The following is a 15,975-nucleotide window of genomic DNA, read 5'->3' on the forward strand; positions in this document are numbered from 1 at the left end:
CCCGTCAGCCCAGCGTCTGGTCCAGGAGTGTGGCCCACTGCGCCACGACGCGTTCGCGGCGGGCGGTGTCGTTCGTGAGGAGGTTGGCGAGGCCGAGGCCGCGGGACATGTCGAGGAGGCCCTGGACGGTTTCGCGTACGCCGGGGGTGGACTCGTCGGCGCCGAGGAGGTCGACGGCGATGCGGTGGGTCTCGCGGCCGACGTGGGCTTCCAGTTCGGTGACGCGGGGGCGGAGCTGGTCCTCGTTGGAGGCGGCGACCCACAGGTGGAGGGCGGCGCGGAACAGCGGGCCGGTGTAGAGGTCGACGAGGGCGGTGACCACGGCGCGGCGGTCGCCCGTCGCGCCCTGGGGGAAGAGGGCGCGCAGGGCCGTGGAGCGTTCCTCGGCGACGTATTCCACCGCCGCCGTGAACAGGTCCTCGCGGGTGGGGAAGTGGTGTTGGGCGGCGCCGCGGGAGACGCCGGCGCGTTCGGCGACGACGGAGACGGTGGAGCCCGCCCAGCCGTGTTCGGCGAGGCAGGACACGGCGGCTTCGAGCAGCCGCTGCCGGGTGGCGCGGCTGCGGTCCTGCTTGGGGGTCCGTTCGGTGCGTTCGGTGCGGTCCACACGGTCACCGGCCGTGCTCACAGCGCCCATGGGGGATCCCGTCGTTCGAGGAAGGCCGTCATGCCCTCGCGGGCCTGTGCGGAGGCGAACAGGCGGGCCGAGAGCGCGGTGAGATCGGCCGCGTCCCGGTCGAAGGCCTCCAGCACCCTAACCGTGAGGAGTCGTTTGGTCTCGGCCAGGGCCTGGGGGGCGGCTCGGCGCAGTCCGTCGAGGGCGGGGGCGAGGACGGTGTCGACGTCGTCGCCGGCGGCCGTGAGGAGGCCGATACGGGTGGCCTCGGTCGCGTCGAGGCGTTCGCCGGTGAGGTAGTAGCGGGCCAGGGCGCGGGGGTCGGTGCGGGGCAGGAGGGGCAGGGAGATGACCGCGGGGGCGACGCCGATGTGGACCTCGGTGAAGGCGAAGGTGGACGCGGTCGACGCGAAGGCCATGTCGCAGGCGGCGAGGAGGCCGAGGCCGCCCGCGCGGACGTGGCCGGTGACCCGGGCGAGGACGGGCCGGTTCGTCTCGACGATCTGCCGGAGCAGGGCCACCAGGGCCTCGGGGCGGGGCGGGTCCCTCAGGTCGGCGCCCGCGCTGAAGGTGGTGCCGGTGTGGGTGAGGACGACGGCGCGTACGTCGTCGTCCTTGCCGCAGTTGTCCAGCGCGTCCGCCAGTTCGCCGACGAGGGCGGACGACAGGGCGTTGCGGTTGTGCGGGGAGTCCAGGGTGAGGGTCTCGACTCCGCGCGCGCGGGCACGGCCGATCAGGGTCATGTGGGCTGCCTCAGCTGTCGGCGCAGGATCTTGCCGGAGGCGGCGCGCGGGACGCCGTCGATGAAGGTGACCCGGCGGACGCGTTTGTAGGGGGCGACGCGTTCGGCGACGTACATCATGATCTCGCCCTCGGAGAGGTCGGGGGCGGTGGGCCGGCGGACGACGTGGGCGTGCGGGATCTCGTTGCCGTCGTCGTCGTAGGTGCCGATGACGGCGGCGTCGGCGATGCCGGGGTGGGTGAGGAGGAGGGCTTCGAGTTCGGCGGGGGCCACCTGGAAGCCCTTGAACTTGATGAGTTCCTTGACGCGGTCCACGACGAACAGCCAGCCGTCCGCGTCGATGTGGCCGACGTCGCCGGTGTGCAGCCAGCCGTCGGTGTCGATCATCGCGGCGGTGGCGTCGGGGCGGCCGAGGTAGCCCTTCATGACCTGGGGGCCGCGGATGAGGATCTCGCCGGATTCGCCGGTGCCGAGGTCCTTGCCGGGGTCGTCGAGGGAGACGATCCGCATCTCGGTGCCGGCGATGAGCTTGCCGACGGTTCCGGGCGGCGCCTCGCGCATGGCGTCCCGGGGGACGACGTGGGTGCCCGGGGAGAGTTCGGTCATGCCGTACGCCTGGCCTACGGGCGGCAGGCCGAGCCGCCGGGAGCAGGCGGCCGCGAGGTGCGCGTCGAGGGGGGCGGCGGCGCTGAGGACGTAGTGGAGGGAGGAGAGGTCGTACTGGGCGACCAGGGGGTGTTTGGCGAGGGCGAGGACGATCGGCGGGGCCACGTAGAGGCCGGTGATGCGGTGGTTCTGGATGGCCGCGAGGAAGGTCTCCAGGTCGAAGCGGGGCAGGACGACGACGGTGGCGCCCAGGCGCAGGGGCGCGTTCATGAGGGCTGTCAGGCCGTAGATGTGGAAGAACGGCAGGACGGCGAGGATGCGGTCGCCGGGTCCGGACGGCATGACCGGCTGGAGCTGGGCCAGGTTGGTGGCGATCTGCCGGTGGGTGAGCATCACGCCCTTGGGGGTGCCGGTGGTGCCCGAGGAGTACGGCAGGGCGGCGACGTCCTCGGCCGGGTCGATGCCGACCACCGGTTCCGGGGCGGCCGAGGCGAGCATGTCGATGAGTGAGCGGTGTCCGGGCGCGCTGTCGCAGACGAAGATCTCCTGGACGCCGCCGGCGAGTTCGGCGGCCCTGCGGGCCGTCTCCAGCAGGGGCGAGACGGTGACGATCCAGCGGGCGGAGCAGTCGGCGAGTTGTTTGGCGAACTCCTCGGGCGTGGCCTGCGGGTGCACGGTCGTCACGGAGGCGCCGGCGCGGGTGGCCGCGTAGAAGGCCGTGGGGAAGGCGATGGTGTTGGGGCTGTGCAGGGCGAGGACGTCGCCCTTGCGGACGCCCGCCTCGGCGAGGGCGGCGGCGACGCGGCGGTGGAAGCGGTCGAGTTGTTCGTAGGTGAGGGTGGTGCCGTCGGTGCCGTCGATCAGGGCGGGTGTCGCCCCGAACTCGGCCGCCCGGCCCAGTACCGCGTCGTGGATGGGGAGGTCTACGGGCTGGACGTCTGCGTACGAGCTGCGGAACACGGTTCCTCCAAGGCGGCCTAGTACGACTTGGGCAGGCCCAGGGTCTGGTGGGAGACGTAGTTGAGAATCATCTCCCGGCTCACCGGGGCGATACGGGCCACACGCGATGCCGTGATCAGCGAGGCGATCCCGAACTCGCGCGTCAGGCCGTTCCCGCCGAGGGTGTGCACGGCCTGGTCGACCGCCTTCACGCAGGCCTCCCCCGCCGCGTACTTCGCCATGTTGGCGGCCTCGCCCGCTCCGGCGTCGTCGCCGATGTCGTACAGGTGGGCGGCCTTCTGCATCATCAGGCGGGCGAGTTCGAGGTCGATGTGCGCCTGGGCGAGGGGGTGGGCGATGGCCTGGTGGGCGCCGATGGGGGTGCTCCACACGGTGCGGTCGCGGGCGTAGGCGACGGCCTGCGCGAGGGCGTGGCGGCCCATGCCGATCGCGAAGGCGGCCGTCATGATGCGTTCGGGGTTGAGGCCGGCGAAGAGCTGGAGGAGGCCGGCGTCCTCGTCGCCCACGAGGGCGTCGGCGGGGAGCCGTACGTCGTCGAGGGTCAGCTCGAACTGCTTCTCCACGGCGTGGAGTTCCATGTCGATCTGACGGCGTGCGAAGCCGGGCGCATCACGCGGGACGATGAACAGGCAGGGTTTGAGGCTGCCCGTTCGTGAGTCCTCCGCGCGGCCGACTATGAGGGTCGCGTCCGCGATGTCCACGCCGGAGACGAAGACCTTTCGGCCGGTGAGGATCCAGTCTCCGGTGTCCTGGTCGCGGCGGGCCGTGGTGGAGATGCGGTGGCTGTTGGAGCCGGCGTCGGGTTCGGTGATGCCGAAGGCCATGGTGCGGGTGCCGTCGGCGAGGGCGGGGAGCCAGGTTCGTTTCTGGTCCTGTGTGCCGAAGCGGGCGATCACCGTGCCGCAGATGGCCGGGGAGACGATCATCATGAGCAGGGGGCAGCCGGCTGCGCCGAGCTCTTCCAGGACGATGGAGAGTTCGGCGATTCCGCCGCCGCCTCCGCCGTATGCCTCCGGCAGGTTGACGCCCAGGTAGCCGAGCTTGGCTGCGTCGGACCAGAGGGTTGCTCGGTCGTAGGTGCGGCCGTGGCTTTTGCCGAGGGTTGCTACGGCTGTGCGGAGTGCTTTGTGTTCTTCGGATTCGAGAGTGGGGGGCATGGGGCTCCTTCCCGGGTGCGGGTCGTTTGTGGCTGGTCGCGCTCACGCGGCGGTAGCCGCAAATAGATACAGCCCCGCGCCCCTAGGGTGCTTGCACCACCGCCAGCAATGAACCCACCGTCACCTGTTGGCCAGGGGAGACGTTCAGGGCCGTCAGTGTTCCTGTGGCCGGGGCGGTGATCTTGTGTTCCATCTTCATGGCCTCCAGCCAGAGGAGGGGCTGGTTCGCTTCTACGGCGGAGCCCGCCGACAGGCCCTCCGCGACCCGCAGCACCGTGCCCGGCATGGGGGCCACCAGGGAGCCCGGGGCCAGGTGGGCCGTCGGGTCGGGGAAACGGGGCAAGGCCCTGAGGGTGGTGTTGTCGACGTAGAGGAGGTCGTCGTCGTAGCGGGCGATCTCGAAGCGGCGCTGCAGACCGTCCATGTCGAGTACGACCAGACGCGCGTCGGCGTGTACGACCCGCGCCCCGTCCGTCTCCAGGCCCCGGCGCGTGTGGCGGTAACGGGCCTCGATCTCCTCGTCCGCCATGACGTACCTCTTCACCTGCGGCTGGGAGGGTACGTTGCGCCAGCCCCCGAAGCGCGAGCGGCCGTGGGCGTCGGAGAGGGCGGCGGCGAGGGGGGCGAGGGGGTCGGCGGCGGGCTGGGTGAGGTCGGGCAGGTGGCGGTCGTAGAAGCCGGTGTCCATGCGGGCGGAGGTGAACTCGTCGTGGCGCAGGGAGTTCAGCAGGAGGTCCCGGTTGGTGGTGGGGCCGTGGACGGTGGAGCGTTCGAGGGCGTCGGCGAGGCGGCGGATCGCGGCGGCGCGGGTGGGGGCGTGGGCGATGAGTTTGGCGAGCATGGGGTCGTAGTGGACGCCGATCTCGTCGCCGTCGGTGAAGCCGGTGTCCAGGCGGACGCCCTCGGGGACGGCGAGGCGGTGCAGGGTGCCGGTCTGCGGGGCCCAGTCGTGGGCGGGGTCCTCGGCGTAGAGGCGGACCTCGACGGCGTGGCCGGAGGGCTGCGGGGGGTTGCCGTCGAGGGTGCCGCCGTCGGCGATGTCGAGCTGGAGGGCGACCAGGTCGAGGCCGAACACGGCTTCCGTGACGGGGTGTTCGACCTGGAGGCGGGTGTTCATCTCCAGGAAGTGGACGCGGTCGCCGGAGACGAGGAACTCGACGGTGCCGGCGCCGACGTAGCCGATCGTGCGGGCCGCGGTGGAGGCGGCCGAGCGCAGGCGCTGTTCAACGTCGGCGCTCAGGCCGGGGGCGGGGGCCTCCTCGACGACCTTCTGGTGGCGGCGTTGGAGGGAGCAGTCGCGGGTGCCGAGCGTCCAGACGGTGCCGTGGGTGTCCGCGAGGACCTGCACCTCGACGTGGCGGCCGTCTTCGACGTACGGCTCGACGAACACCGTGCCGTCGCCGAAGGCGCTCTCGGCCTCGGTCGACGCGGCCCTCAACTCCTCTTTCAGGGCGTCGAGTCGGCGTACGACCCGCATGCCACGTCCGCCGCCGCCCGCGGCCGCCTTCACCAGGACCGGGAGGTCGGACTCCGTGACCGTGTCCGGGTCGAGGGGGGCGAGCAGGGGTACTCCGGCGGCGGCCATCAGGTCCTTGGCGCGGGTCTTGGACGCCATGGCCTCGATCGCCTCGGGGGGCGGGCCGATCCAGGTCAGGCCGGCGCCGAGGACCGCGCGGGCGAAGTCGGCGTTCTCGGAGAGGAAGCCGTAGCCGGGGTGCACGGCGTCCGCGCCAGCGGTGAGGGCGGCCTTCACGATGAGGTCGCCGCGCAGGTAGGTGTCGGCGGGGGCGGTGCCCGGCAGTCGTACCGACATGTCGGCCGTGCGGGTGTGCAGGGCCTTCTCGTCGGCGTCCGAGTGCACGGCGACCGTGCGGATCGCCGAGGTACGGCAGGTGCGGAAGACGCGGCAGGCGATCTCGCCCCGGTTGGCGACGAGCAGAGAAGTGATCACTGAAGGGTCCCTCACATCCGGAAGACGCCGAAGCCGCCGCGTGCGCCTTCGTAGGGCGCGGTGTGGATCGCGGACAGGCACAGGCCGAGGACGGTCCGGGTGTCGCGCGGGTCGATGACGCCGTCGTCGTACAGTCGGCCGGACAGGAACATCGGCAGCGACTCGGACTCGATCTGCTGCTCCACCATGGCCCGCAGGGCCGCGTCGCCCTCTTCGTCGTACGGCTGTCCCTTGGCCGCCGCGGACTGGCGGGCGACGATCGACAGGACGCCGGCGAGCTGTTGCGGGCCCATGACGGCGGACTTGGCGCTGGGCCAGGCGAAGAGGAAGCGGGGGTCGTAGGCGCGGCCGCACATGCCGTAGTGGCCGGCGCCGTAGGAGGCGCCCATGAGGACGGACAGGTGGGGCACCCGGCTGTTGCTGACGGCGTTGATCATCATCGCGCCGTGCTTGATGATGCCGCCCTGTTCGTACTCCTTGCCGACCATGTAGCCGGTGGTGTTGTGCAGGAAGAGGAGCGGGATGTCGCGCTGGTTGGCGAGCTGGATGAACTGGGCGGCCTTCTGGGACTCCTCGCTGAACAGGACGCCCTGGGCGTTGGCCAGCACCCCCACGGGATAGCCGTGCAGGGTCGCCCAGCCGGTGGTGAGGCTGGTGCCGTAGAGGGGCTTGAACTCGTCGTAGTCGGAGGCGTCGACGATCCGGGCGATGACCTCGCGGGGGTCGAAGGGGGTGCGGAGGTCGCCGGGGACGATGCCGAGGAGTTCGTCGGGAGAGTACTTCGGCGGCTCGGCGGGTCCCGGATCGCCGTACGCCTTGCGGTGGTTGAGGCGGGCGACGACCCTGCGGGCCTGCCGGAGGGCGTCCGGTTCGTCCACGGCGAAGTAGTCCGCGAGACCCGACACGCGCGCGTGCATCTCGGCGCCGCCGAGGGACTCGTCGTCGCTCTCCTCGCCGGTGGCCATCTTCACGAGGGGCGGGCCGCCGAGGAAGACCTTGGCGCGCTCCTTGACCATGATCACGTGGTCGGACATGCCGGGGATGTAGGCCCCGCCGGCCGTGGAGTTGCCGAAGACGACCGCGACGGTCGGGATGCCGGCGGCGGACAGCCGGGTGAGGTCGCGGAAGATGGCGCCCCCGGGGATGAAGATCTCCTTCTGGGACGGCAGGTCGGCGCCGCCGGACTCGACGAGGCTGATGCACGGGAGCCGGTTGGCGAGCGCGATGTCGTTCGCGCGCAGGGCCTTCTTCAGGGACCAGGGGTTGCTGGCGCCGCCGCGCACGGTCGGGTCGTTGGCGGTGATCAGGCACTCGACGCCCTCGACGACTCCGATGCCGGTGACGAGGGAGGCGCCGACGGTGTACTCGCTGCCCCAGGCGGCCAGCGGGGACAGCTCCAGGAAGGGGGTGTCGGGGTCGAGGAGCAGTTCGACGCGTTCGCGGGCGAGGAGTTTGCCGCGCCCCCGGTGCCTGTCGACGTACTTCTCGCCGCCGCCCGCGAGGGCTTTCGCGTGCTCGGCTTCGAGGTCGGTGAGCTTGGCGAGCATGGCCTCGCGGTTGGCCCGGTGGTCCGGGCCGGTGGTGTCGAGGGTGCTGGCGATGACCGTCACAGGAGGGCCTCCGGGATGTCCAGGTGGCGGGAGCGCAGCCATTCGCCCAGCGCCTTGGCCTGCGGATCGAAACGGTGCTGGGCGGCGACGCCCTCGCCGAGGATCCCCTCGACGACGAAGTTGAGGGCGCGCAGGTTGGGCAGCGGGTGCCTGGTGACCCGCAACTCGGCCGTCTCCGGGAGCAGTTCGCACAGGCGGTCGACGGTGAGCGTGTGGGCCAGCCACCGCCAGGCCTCGTCCGTCCGCACCCAGACGCCGATGTTGGCGTTCCCGCCCTTGTCACCGCTGCGGGCGCCGGCGACGAGGCCGAGGGGGGCGCGGCGGGTCGGTTCCGTGACGGGGAGCGGCTCGGGCAGTGGTGGCTGCGGCACTTCTTCGAGTACGAGGATGTCGTGGGCCGGTGTCACAGGGATCCGGTGTCCGTCGTGGAGGACGGCCACATGGTCGACGGCGCTGTGTGGGACGTACACATCCTCGAAGACCCCATAGGGCGTGCCCTTCCCCGGTGGGGCCAGCACATGGAAGCCGGGGTAGCTGGCGAGGGCCAGTTCTACGGCGGCACCGCTGAAGGTGCGCCCGACGGTCTCCTGGTCGGGGTCCCGTACGACGAGACGGAGCAGGGCGGAGGCGGTCTCCTCGGTGGGGGCGTCGGGGCGGTCGGTGCGGACGAGGTCCCAAGTCACCTGCGCGGGACGGGACTTGGCCATCGCATCGGCCATCTGCTGTTCGACCAGCGCGGCCTTCGCCTCGATGTCGAGCCCGGTCAGGACGAAGGTGACCTCGTTGCGGAAGCCGCCAAGACGGTTGAGGCCGACCTTGAGGGTCGGGGGCGGGGCCTCGCCGCGTACGCCGTCGATCCGGACGCGGTCGGGCCCGTCCTGGGTGAGCCCGACCGTGTCGAGGCGTGCGGTGACATCGGGGCCGGGATAGCGGGCGCCGGCGGTCTCGTAGAGGAGCTGGGCGGTGACGGTGCCGATGTCGACGAAGCCGCCGGTGCCGGGGTGTTTGGTGATGACGGCGGTGCCGTCCTCGTGGATCTCGGCGAGGGGGAAGCCGGGTCGGCGTACGTCGCCCTCCTGGAAGTGGGCGTAGTTGCCCCCGGTGGCCTGCGCCCCGCATTCCAGGACGTGCCCGGCGACGACGGCCCCGGCGAGCCGGTCGTAGTCCTTCGGCCCCCACCCGAAGTGGGCGGCGGCGGGTCCGGTGACCAGCGCCGCGTCCGTCACCCTGCCCGTGACGACGACGTCCGCGCCCTCCTTCAGGCAGGTGGCGATGCCGAAGCCGCCGAGGTAGGCGTGGGCGGCGAGGTTGCCGGGGTGGCGGGCGGTGAGGTCGTCGCCCTCGACGTGGGCGACACGGACGGGAAGACCGAGCCGTCCTGCCAACTGCCGTATCTCTTCGGCCAGTCCGGAGGGATTGAGACCACCCGCGTTGGTGACGATCCTGACCCCGCGTTCGTGGGCGAGGCCGAGGCACTCCTCCATCTGGCGCAGGAAGGTGCGGGCGTATCCGGCGCCGGGGTCCTTGAGCCGGTCGCGGCCCAGGATCAGCATGGTGAGTTCGGCGAGGTAGTCGCCGGTGAGGACGTCGAGTTCGCCCCCGGTGAGCATCTCGCGCACGGCGTCGAAACGGTCGCCGTAGAAGCCGGAGGCGTTGCCGATGCGGAGGGTCACGGGGTGCCGTCCTTGGGCGGGCGTCCGGCGCCGGGTGGGCCCGCGAAGGCCTGGGCGATGTCGAGCCAGCGGTCGGCGTCGGGGCCGGTGGCTTGGAGGGCGAGGTCGTCGCGGTGGGCGCGCTGGGTGACCAGGAGGCAGAAGTCGAGGGCGGGGCCGGTGACGCGTTGGGGGGCGCCTTCGGGGCCGTATGCCCACAAGTCCCCGCCGGGTCCGGTGAGTTCGAGACGGAAGGGGTCGGTGGGGGCGGGCAGGCCGTGCACCGCGTAGGCGAAGTCGCGGGTGCGGAAGCCGAGTCGGGCGATGTGCCGGATACGGGCGGTGGGTGCGGGAGTGACGCCGAGGGCGTCCGCGATGTCCAGGCCGTGGGCCCACGTCTCCATGAGCCGCGCGGTGGCCATGGAAGCGGTCGACATGGGCGGGCCGTACCAGGGGAAACGGGCGCCGGGGGGTGCGGCGCGCAGGGCCTTGTCGAGGGCGGCCCGGGTCTGGCGCCAGGTGTCCAGCAGCTCGGCGGGCGGGAGCCGGACGAGCTCCTCGGCCCCCTCGTCGACGAACGACTCGGGCGCCGCGAGCGCCTTCTCCACGAGCGCCCGGAACGCGTCCTCGTCCGTCACCGCCACCAAAGCCGAGCGGTCGGTCCAGGCGAGGTGCGCGATCTGGTGGGCGACGGTCCAGCGGGGGGCGGGGGTCTGTAGCGCCCACTTCTCCGGACTCAGCTCGGCGACGAGTCGGTCGAGCGCGTCGGACTCGGCGCGGAGGTCCTCGATCACGGGGGTCGGGTCGGCCATGGGGGGAGCATGGCAGTGACCCAAGAAACAAGCAAGCGTGCTTGCATTAATTTGACGGCCCGCTCACTTACTCGTCGGCGGTCACTCCGGGTGAGCCACCGCGGCCTTCTGGAGCTGCACCGCCGCCAGCAGGCTCAGCCGGGGTTCCGCCTGGCGGAGCGCCTTCACCGCGGCGACCGAGGAGAGGTCACCGGTGAATCCGACCTCGTCCAGGCGGGAGCGGACCCAGCGGGCGCGCAGCTGGTCGTCGGTGGCGGCCGCGGTGGACTTGACGAGCGCGGCGGCGCGCTCCAGGCCCGGGCGCTCCTCGGGCGCGGCCTCGGCCAGCGCCCGGCTCAGGGCCGCGGCGACCATGTCCGCGTCCCGGATGACCAGCACGACGTCCTGCTTCTTGTTGCGTCCCATGATTCCTGGCATGCGGATCATCGTGGCCGCCGTGCTCCCGGCCCGCCAAGCGACTTGAGGAGGCTCAGAGGGTCGGACGGGGCGTGTGGCACCGAGTCGACCCGCTCCCACCACTGACGGCGCGACTCGACCCGTTGCCTTCACAGCAACGGATCGGGCGTGATCTGCCAGATGGTGGCAAGTTCCGAGCGTGGCGTGATCATGTAGACGAAGAACCCGCCCTCCACGAACGCGTGCTTCGCCCCCTCGTCCGCTCCCTGGTACGCCGGACCATGGAGGTAAAGGACCTCCGCAGCCCGCACCAGCTCATCGGCCTTCTTCTCCACCTCGGCAAGGAAGGCGGGCGATGCCCCGGCCGCTACGGTTTCCTCGTCCGGGACGTACTCCCAGCACCAGGTCACTCCGAGTGCACCGCCTTGGACGCGTCGCGGTAGATGGCGCTGGCTGCGTTCAGATGGTCGCGCGCACTTTCCGGCGTGGTGGCGACGTGGGCCAGGTACTCGGCACGGTGGTATCTCTGAGCCAGCGAGGGGTGGCGTTCGATCTCGATCAGAGCGGCCCAGTGACTGAGGTAGGCGTGAACGGGCTTGAGCGAACCGTGTTCCACCGCCTCCCCGAGAGCCTGGTCCTTGGCCTGGTCGTAGGCGGCCAGAAGCTGCGGGGCGACGACGGCGCAGGCCGCGCGCAGGGCACCCGGAGTTCGCTCCGGACGAGGGATGAGCGGCCCGTCACCTGCGGTTTCGGTGTGTTGCAGACTCATGCCACCCTTCCCTTCATGCCAGTGGTCGATCCGACCGCGCGCCAGGTGCCGGTGGTCCGGTGTACACGAGCCCGACTCTAGCCGCACCACACCTCAGGCGGCGGCGAGCTCGCACCACACGTATTTGCCCCGGCTGCCGTTCCTGGCCTGCGGCTGCCAGCCCCAGAGGTCGGCGCAGGCCCGGACGAGGGCGAGCCCTCGGCCGTCCTCGGCCTCGGCCCCGTTCAGCTGGTCCCAGGACCGTGGGGGTTCCGGCGGCTCGGGACTGGCGTCCCATGCGCCGATGCGCAGCGCGCTGGCCGACCAGCACACCCGCAGGGCGGCGGGGCCCTTCGTGTGGCGTACGGCGTTGGAGACCAGCTCCGCCGCGAGCAGCTCCGCGAGGTCGACGAGGGTGATCAGGCCGTGCATGGTCAGGATGAGGCGGAGGGTGCGGCGGCTGATCGTGACGGCTCTGGGGTCGTTCGGGATGTGGAGGACGTACTCCCACGATTCGGGCTGGGCTTCGGTTTCGGCTTCGGTTTTGGGCATGCGGCAACTCCGTTCGGGCGGTGGGGGGGTGCGGTCGGCGCGGGCGGTGGCAGTGTCGCGGCCGTCATGGCAGGACGGGGCGGTGCGCTTCCGGGGTCCCGGGGTTCCGCAGGGTGTGCGTCGCATCACTGACGGTAGGGCTCAAATTTGGTCCCACGCAAGTCGTTGCCGTAATCTGCCGCACGAACGAGTCACTGCTTCATGCCAGTTGGGGCTACGGAGGAGACCATGCCGCGCAGGCAGCAAGCCACTGCACGCCAGGAGCGCCTGGGCGCCGAGCTGCGGAAACTGCGGGAGGCGGCAGGGCTGAAGGGGCGCGAGGCCGCTGCACTGCTGGGGACGGACTCCGCCCAGGTGAGCCAGATCGAGGCCGGCCTCGCGGGCGTCAGCGAGGCACGCCTACGCAGGATCGCGGCTCACTATGCCTGTACGGATCAGGAGTTGATCGACGCCTTAGCGGCCATGACAGCCGACCGTACGCGCGGCTGGTGGGAGGAGTACCGAGGGCGCCTCCCCACGGCATTCCTGGACCTGTCGGAGCTGGAGTACTACGCCTCCCACCGATGGGACGTGGAGTTCCTGCATGTCCCCGGCCTTCTCCAGACGGAGGACTGCGCGCGGGCGCTCTTCTCGTCCCGGGTTCCCGAACTCCCGGATGAGGACTTGGAGCTGCGCGTCCAGCACCGCATGCAGCGGCGCTGCATCCTCGAGAAGGAGCCGCCGGTTCCATACGACGTGTTGGTCCACGAGGCGGCACTACGGATGAGGGTCGGCGGCCGCACCGCCTCACGGGCTCAGCTTGCACGCGTCTTGGAGCTCTCCGAAGCGGATCACATCACGGTGCGCGTCATCCCCTTCGACCTGGAGGACTTCGCCGACCTCGGTTCCGCCATGGTGTACGCGGGCGGCGCCGTCCCGAAGCTGGACACCGTCGTTCGCGATGGACCTCACGGCACGGGCTTCATCGACTCCGCAGCGCAGCTGAATGTGTTCCGAACGCATTTCCGTAGAGTGGAGGCGGTGTCGCTCGCCCCCGAGCGGTCACGAGACTTCATCCACAGGCTGTCGAAGGAACTGTGAGGCACTCATGGCCACCCGCGACCACTGGCGCAAGTCGTCCTACTCCGGCGGCGGCGACGGCAACGCCTGCGTAGAGATCGCCCACCGCCGCACACACATAGCCGTCCGCGACACCAAGCACCGCACCTACGCCACCCTCACCTTCCCGGCCGCGGCCTTCGCCCCCTTCCTGGAAGCCCTGAAGACCACCGGGGATCACCCGGGATGAGCCACCGCCTCCTTCTGCACCCGCACCGGCGTCAGCAGACTCAGCCGCGGCTCCGCCTGACGTAGCGCCTTCACCGCCGCGACCGCGACGCCGCTTTCCAGGCCCGGGCGCGCCTACGAGGCGCCGTCAAGGATCTCCCGCAGTCGCCGCGCGAACTCGTCCGGCTTCCCCGGATAGCCGAACTCGCCGTCCAGGAAACCGCCGTGATGGCTCGGGAAGACGGCCACCCGCTGGCCGAGCAGCTCGGCGGTCGCGACGGAGGTGCGGCCGGTCTGCACGTGCTCGGACTCCTCGCCCACGGCGATCACGACGCGGGTCGGCGCGGCGGCGAGCGCGTCGACGTCCGGCCGGTAGCTGCTCACCGCCCAGGACCGGTCGGACAGCAGGGGATCGTCACGCGAGCCGTCGTCCTCCGTGGGCATCCCGAAAGCGGCGGGATCCGGCTCCGGCTGGGCGAAGTACGCGTCGGTGAACTCTCCCTCCCACGAGGTCATGGCCACGAACGCGGCCATCCCGGCCCCCCACCCCCGCTTCTCGTACGCCTCCCGGACACCGGCCCGCGCCCGCACGGCCGCCGGGCCGTCCGGGGTGAGGGTGATGAGCGGCGGCTCGTGCGCGACCAGGGTGGTCACGTCCGCGGGGTACTGCGCCACGACCGCGAGCGCGGTGACCGCTCCGCCGCTGCTGGCGAACATCTCGACCGGCCCGGCCCCGAGGGCCTCGATGACGGCGTGCACGTCGTCGGCCTGGGTCTGCGGTGTGTGGTCGGTCCGGCCGTCCTTGCGTGTGCTGCGGCCGAGTCCGCGCGGGTCGTAGGTGACGACCGTCCGGTCGGGGAAGCGCGCCGCGAGCGCGACGAAGCCGGAAGCGTCCATGGGCTGCCCGATCATGAACAGCGGCGGGCGTCCGTCCGTGGTCGGCAGCGGTCCGCGAACGTCATAGACGAGGTCCGCGCCGGCTGTCTTGAGCGTGTGAGTCTCCATGCCCGTACAGACCGGCCCTGCCCCGGAAACTCATCGGCGCGGCAGGGCCGGTCACGGGGGCTGCCGGTCAGCGGCCGAGGAGCTGCTTGATCTTCTTGCCCTTGTCGGACTCTTCGAGCGTGTTCCACAGCTCGTCGGAGCCGGTGTACGTGTAGACGCCCGGGGCGCCCTGCTCGGCGCAGCCCAAGCCGTAGGACGTGATGCCTATCTGGTACACGCGGCCCTGGATCTTGCGGATCATCGGTCCGCCGCTGTCACCCTGGCAGGTGTCCTTGCCCTCGACCCCGGCGCAGACCTTGATCTCCTTGTCGTACTCCGGGTAGGTCGCGGTGCACTCGGCGTGCGACAGGATCGGGACGTCCACCGCGCGCAGCCGGTCCGCGTAGGCCGTGATCTCGGTGTCGGTGTTGCCCCAGCCGATGACGGTGGCCAGGGCTCCGGGACGGATCAGCGCGTCCGTGCCGGCGGTCGGCAGACGGACCGCCGCGATGCCCGTGACGGGCTTGTCCAGCGTCAGGAAGGCGGCATCGTAGTTGACGTCCACGTTGTCGTAACGGGGGTGGACGACGATGTCGGACACGTTGCGCAGCTGACCCTGGCTCTCGTCGGACATCACGGTCCGGCCGACGGTCGTCTCGATCTCCTCGGGCTTGAGGCCGTCGACGCAGTGCGCGGCCGTCATCACGACGGTCGGCGAGAGCAGGCTGCCGCCGCAGAACCACCTGTCGGTCGGGGCCTCCTTGCCCTTGAACAGCACTGCGGCCATGAAGGGGTGGGCACCGTCTGCCTGCTCGGTACCGCCGATGATGCGGGGGCTCGGACGGTCCCTGTCCGCTGCGGTGGCGGCGTGTGCCGTCGAGACGGACGCGAGGGCGAGACCGAGTGCGGCACTGGTCGCGACGACGCCGGAGAGGGTTCTCCGGACCGCTGGTCTGCGGAACTTACTGAAAAACATGGGGGGTTCTCCATTCTCCGAAGCAGCCATACCCGGCTGACATGCCGCGGGTATGGCGCCAGAGATGCCATCTTTGCACCGTGCAAACCCCCTTTTGATTCAAGGGCGGTGAAGGGACAGTGAAAGTGCTCCGCATGCGCGTCGGCCCTTTCACGGTGCGGGAAAAATTGGCGCGCGTGCCGCCCAACTCCCGCAGTACGGTCGGCCCGTGGACGATACGGACGGGTACTTCGGAGAGTCGGTCGCGGCCGGGTACGACGAGTCGTCGGCCGGGATGTTCAGCGCGGACGTGGTGACACCGGCGATCGACCTGCTGGCCGAACTGGCCGGTGACGGGCGGGCGTTGGAGCTGGGCATCGGGACCGGGCGGATCGCGTTGCCGCTCGCCGGGCGCGGGGTCCAGGTGCACGGGATCGATCTGTCACGGGCCATGGTGGAGCGGCTGCGGGCCAAGCCCGGCGGGGACGCTGTGGCCACCACCATCGGGGACTTCGCCACCACGAAGGTGGACGGCACCTTCACGGTCGCCTATCTCGTCTTCAACACGATCATGAATCTGACGAGCCAGGACGAACAGGTCGCCTGCTTCCGCAATGTCGCCGAACACCTGGAGCCCGGCGGGACGTTCGTCGTCGAGGTCACGGTCCCGCAGCTGCGGAAGCTGCCGCCCGGACAGAACGCGGTGCCGTTCCACACGAGTGCGACGAAGTGGTCTTTCGATCTGTACGACGTGGCCACCCAGGCGATGAGTTCGAACTACGTCGAGGTCGTCGAGGGGAAGGGGTCCTACTGGACCATTCCGTTCCGCTACGTCTGGCCCGCCGAGCTCGATCTGATGGCCCGGCTCGCGGGGATGCGGCTGCGGGAGCGGTGGGGCGGCTGGGGGCGGGAGCCGTTCACCGGGGAGAGCGAGCAGCATGTGTCGGTGTGGGAGAAGGTCTGAGCGG

The 15,975-nt window shown here is 71.0% G+C and carries 17 protein-coding genes; 3 read left to right on the plus strand and 14 right to left on the minus strand.

What is annotated here, in order from left to right:
- Nucleotides 1–4: 4 nt before the first annotated feature.
- From SLINC_RS19895 to SLINC_RS19950, 12 genes are all read right to left on the minus strand, one after another.
- Complete coding sequence (locus SLINC_RS19895; protein ID WP_067434743.1) at nt 5–637, minus strand: TetR/AcrR family transcriptional regulator; 633 nt, start codon at nt 635–637, stop codon at nt 5–7.
- Entirely contained in the window at nt 625–1,359 is a 735-nt protein-coding gene (locus SLINC_RS19900) for an enoyl-CoA hydratase family protein (RefSeq protein ID WP_067434746.1), read from the minus strand. The genes SLINC_RS19895 and SLINC_RS19900 overlap by 13 nt, the downstream gene beginning before the upstream one ends.
- Nucleotides 1,356–2,924 (minus strand): 4-coumarate--CoA ligase family protein, encoded by a 1,569-nt coding sequence (locus SLINC_RS19905; RefSeq protein WP_067434749.1) that lies wholly within the window; start codon nt 2,922–2,924, stop codon nt 1,356–1,358. The genes SLINC_RS19900 and SLINC_RS19905 overlap by 4 nt, the downstream gene beginning before the upstream one ends.
- Before the next feature lie 17 nt (nt 2,925–2,941).
- A complete protein-coding gene (locus SLINC_RS19910; protein ID WP_067434752.1) occupies nt 2,942–4,081 on the minus strand; it encodes an acyl-CoA dehydrogenase family protein in 1,140 nt (379 codons plus the stop codon).
- A gap of 82 nt (nt 4,082–4,163) precedes the next feature.
- On the minus strand, nt 4,164–6,032 hold the full coding sequence (locus tag SLINC_RS19915; RefSeq protein ID WP_067434755.1) for an acetyl/propionyl/methylcrotonyl-CoA carboxylase subunit alpha: 1,869 nt from the start codon (nt 6,030–6,032) through the stop codon (nt 4,164–4,166).
- Nucleotides 6,033–6,043: 11 nt separating this feature from the next.
- Entirely contained in the window at nt 6,044–7,684 is a 1,641-nt protein-coding gene (locus tag SLINC_RS19920; protein WP_375141496.1) for an acyl-CoA carboxylase subunit beta, read from the minus strand.
- On the minus strand, nt 7,639–9,315 hold the full coding sequence (locus SLINC_RS19925) for an acyclic terpene utilization AtuA family protein (protein ID WP_067434761.1): 1,677 nt from the start codon (nt 9,313–9,315) through the stop codon (nt 7,639–7,641). The genes SLINC_RS19920 and SLINC_RS19925 overlap by 46 nt, the downstream gene beginning before the upstream one ends.
- Nucleotides 9,312–10,106 carry a TIGR03084 family metal-binding protein gene (locus SLINC_RS19930; RefSeq protein WP_067434764.1) on the minus strand — a complete coding sequence of 265 codons (795 nt, stop codon included), beginning with the start codon at nt 10,104–10,106 and terminating at the stop codon, nt 9,312–9,314. The genes SLINC_RS19925 and SLINC_RS19930 overlap by 4 nt, the downstream gene beginning before the upstream one ends.
- Before the next feature lie 81 nt (nt 10,107–10,187).
- Nucleotides 10,188–10,523: a hypothetical protein gene (locus SLINC_RS19935; RefSeq protein ID WP_067445526.1), complete on the minus strand. Its 336-nt coding sequence runs from the start codon at nt 10,521–10,523 to the stop codon at nt 10,188–10,190.
- A gap of 128 nt (nt 10,524–10,651) precedes the next feature.
- Complete coding sequence (locus tag SLINC_RS19940) at nt 10,652–10,912, minus strand: hypothetical protein (protein ID WP_067434767.1); 261 nt, start codon at nt 10,910–10,912, stop codon at nt 10,652–10,654.
- The gene (locus SLINC_RS19945) at nt 10,909–11,271 is read right to left on the minus strand and encodes a DUF6247 family protein (RefSeq protein ID WP_067434771.1); all 363 of its coding nucleotides are present in this window, start codon (nt 11,269–11,271) and stop codon (nt 10,909–10,911) included. The genes SLINC_RS19940 and SLINC_RS19945 overlap by 4 nt, the downstream gene beginning before the upstream one ends.
- 93 nt (nt 11,272–11,364) lie before the next feature.
- Nucleotides 11,365–11,802 (minus strand): ATP-binding protein, encoded by a 438-nt coding sequence (locus SLINC_RS19950; RefSeq protein WP_067434774.1) that lies wholly within the window; start codon nt 11,800–11,802, stop codon nt 11,365–11,367.
- 228 nt (nt 11,803–12,030) lie between these two features.
- On the opposite strand from SLINC_RS19950, the gene SLINC_RS19955 reads away from it, so the two are divergent.
- Both SLINC_RS19955 and SLINC_RS19960 read left to right on the plus strand, forming a co-directional pair.
- Nucleotides 12,031–12,882: a helix-turn-helix domain-containing protein gene (locus SLINC_RS19955; protein ID WP_067445528.1), complete on the plus strand. Its 852-nt coding sequence runs from the start codon at nt 12,031–12,033 to the stop codon at nt 12,880–12,882.
- A 7-nt stretch (nt 12,883–12,889) separates the two neighbouring features.
- The gene (locus tag SLINC_RS19960; protein WP_067434777.1) at nt 12,890–13,090 is read left to right on the plus strand and encodes a DUF397 domain-containing protein; all 201 of its coding nucleotides are present in this window, start codon (nt 12,890–12,892) and stop codon (nt 13,088–13,090) included.
- Nucleotides 13,091–13,203: 113 nt separating this feature from the next.
- On the opposite strand, the gene SLINC_RS19965 is transcribed toward SLINC_RS19960, so the two are convergent.
- Nucleotides 13,204–14,073, minus strand: a complete 870-nt coding sequence (locus SLINC_RS19965) for an alpha/beta fold hydrolase (protein ID WP_067434780.1) — start codon at nt 14,071–14,073, stop codon at nt 13,204–13,206.
- A gap of 67 nt (nt 14,074–14,140) precedes the next feature.
- Nucleotides 14,141–15,028, minus strand: a complete 888-nt coding sequence (locus SLINC_RS19970) for a S1 family peptidase (protein ID WP_067434783.1) — start codon at nt 15,026–15,028, stop codon at nt 14,141–14,143.
- Between the two features lie 208 nt (nt 15,029–15,236).
- Here SLINC_RS19970 and SLINC_RS19975 point away from each other — a divergent pair, with 208 nt between their 5' ends.
- Entirely contained in the window at nt 15,237–15,971 is a 735-nt protein-coding gene (locus tag SLINC_RS19975) for a class I SAM-dependent DNA methyltransferase (RefSeq protein ID WP_067434788.1), read from the plus strand.
- The last annotated feature ends 4 nt before the right edge of the window (nt 15,972–15,975 follow it).

It is taken from the genome of Streptomyces lincolnensis, assembly GCF_001685355.1.
GTDB classification, from domain to species: domain Bacteria; phylum Actinomycetota; class Actinomycetes; order Streptomycetales; family Streptomycetaceae; genus Streptomyces; species Streptomyces lincolnensis.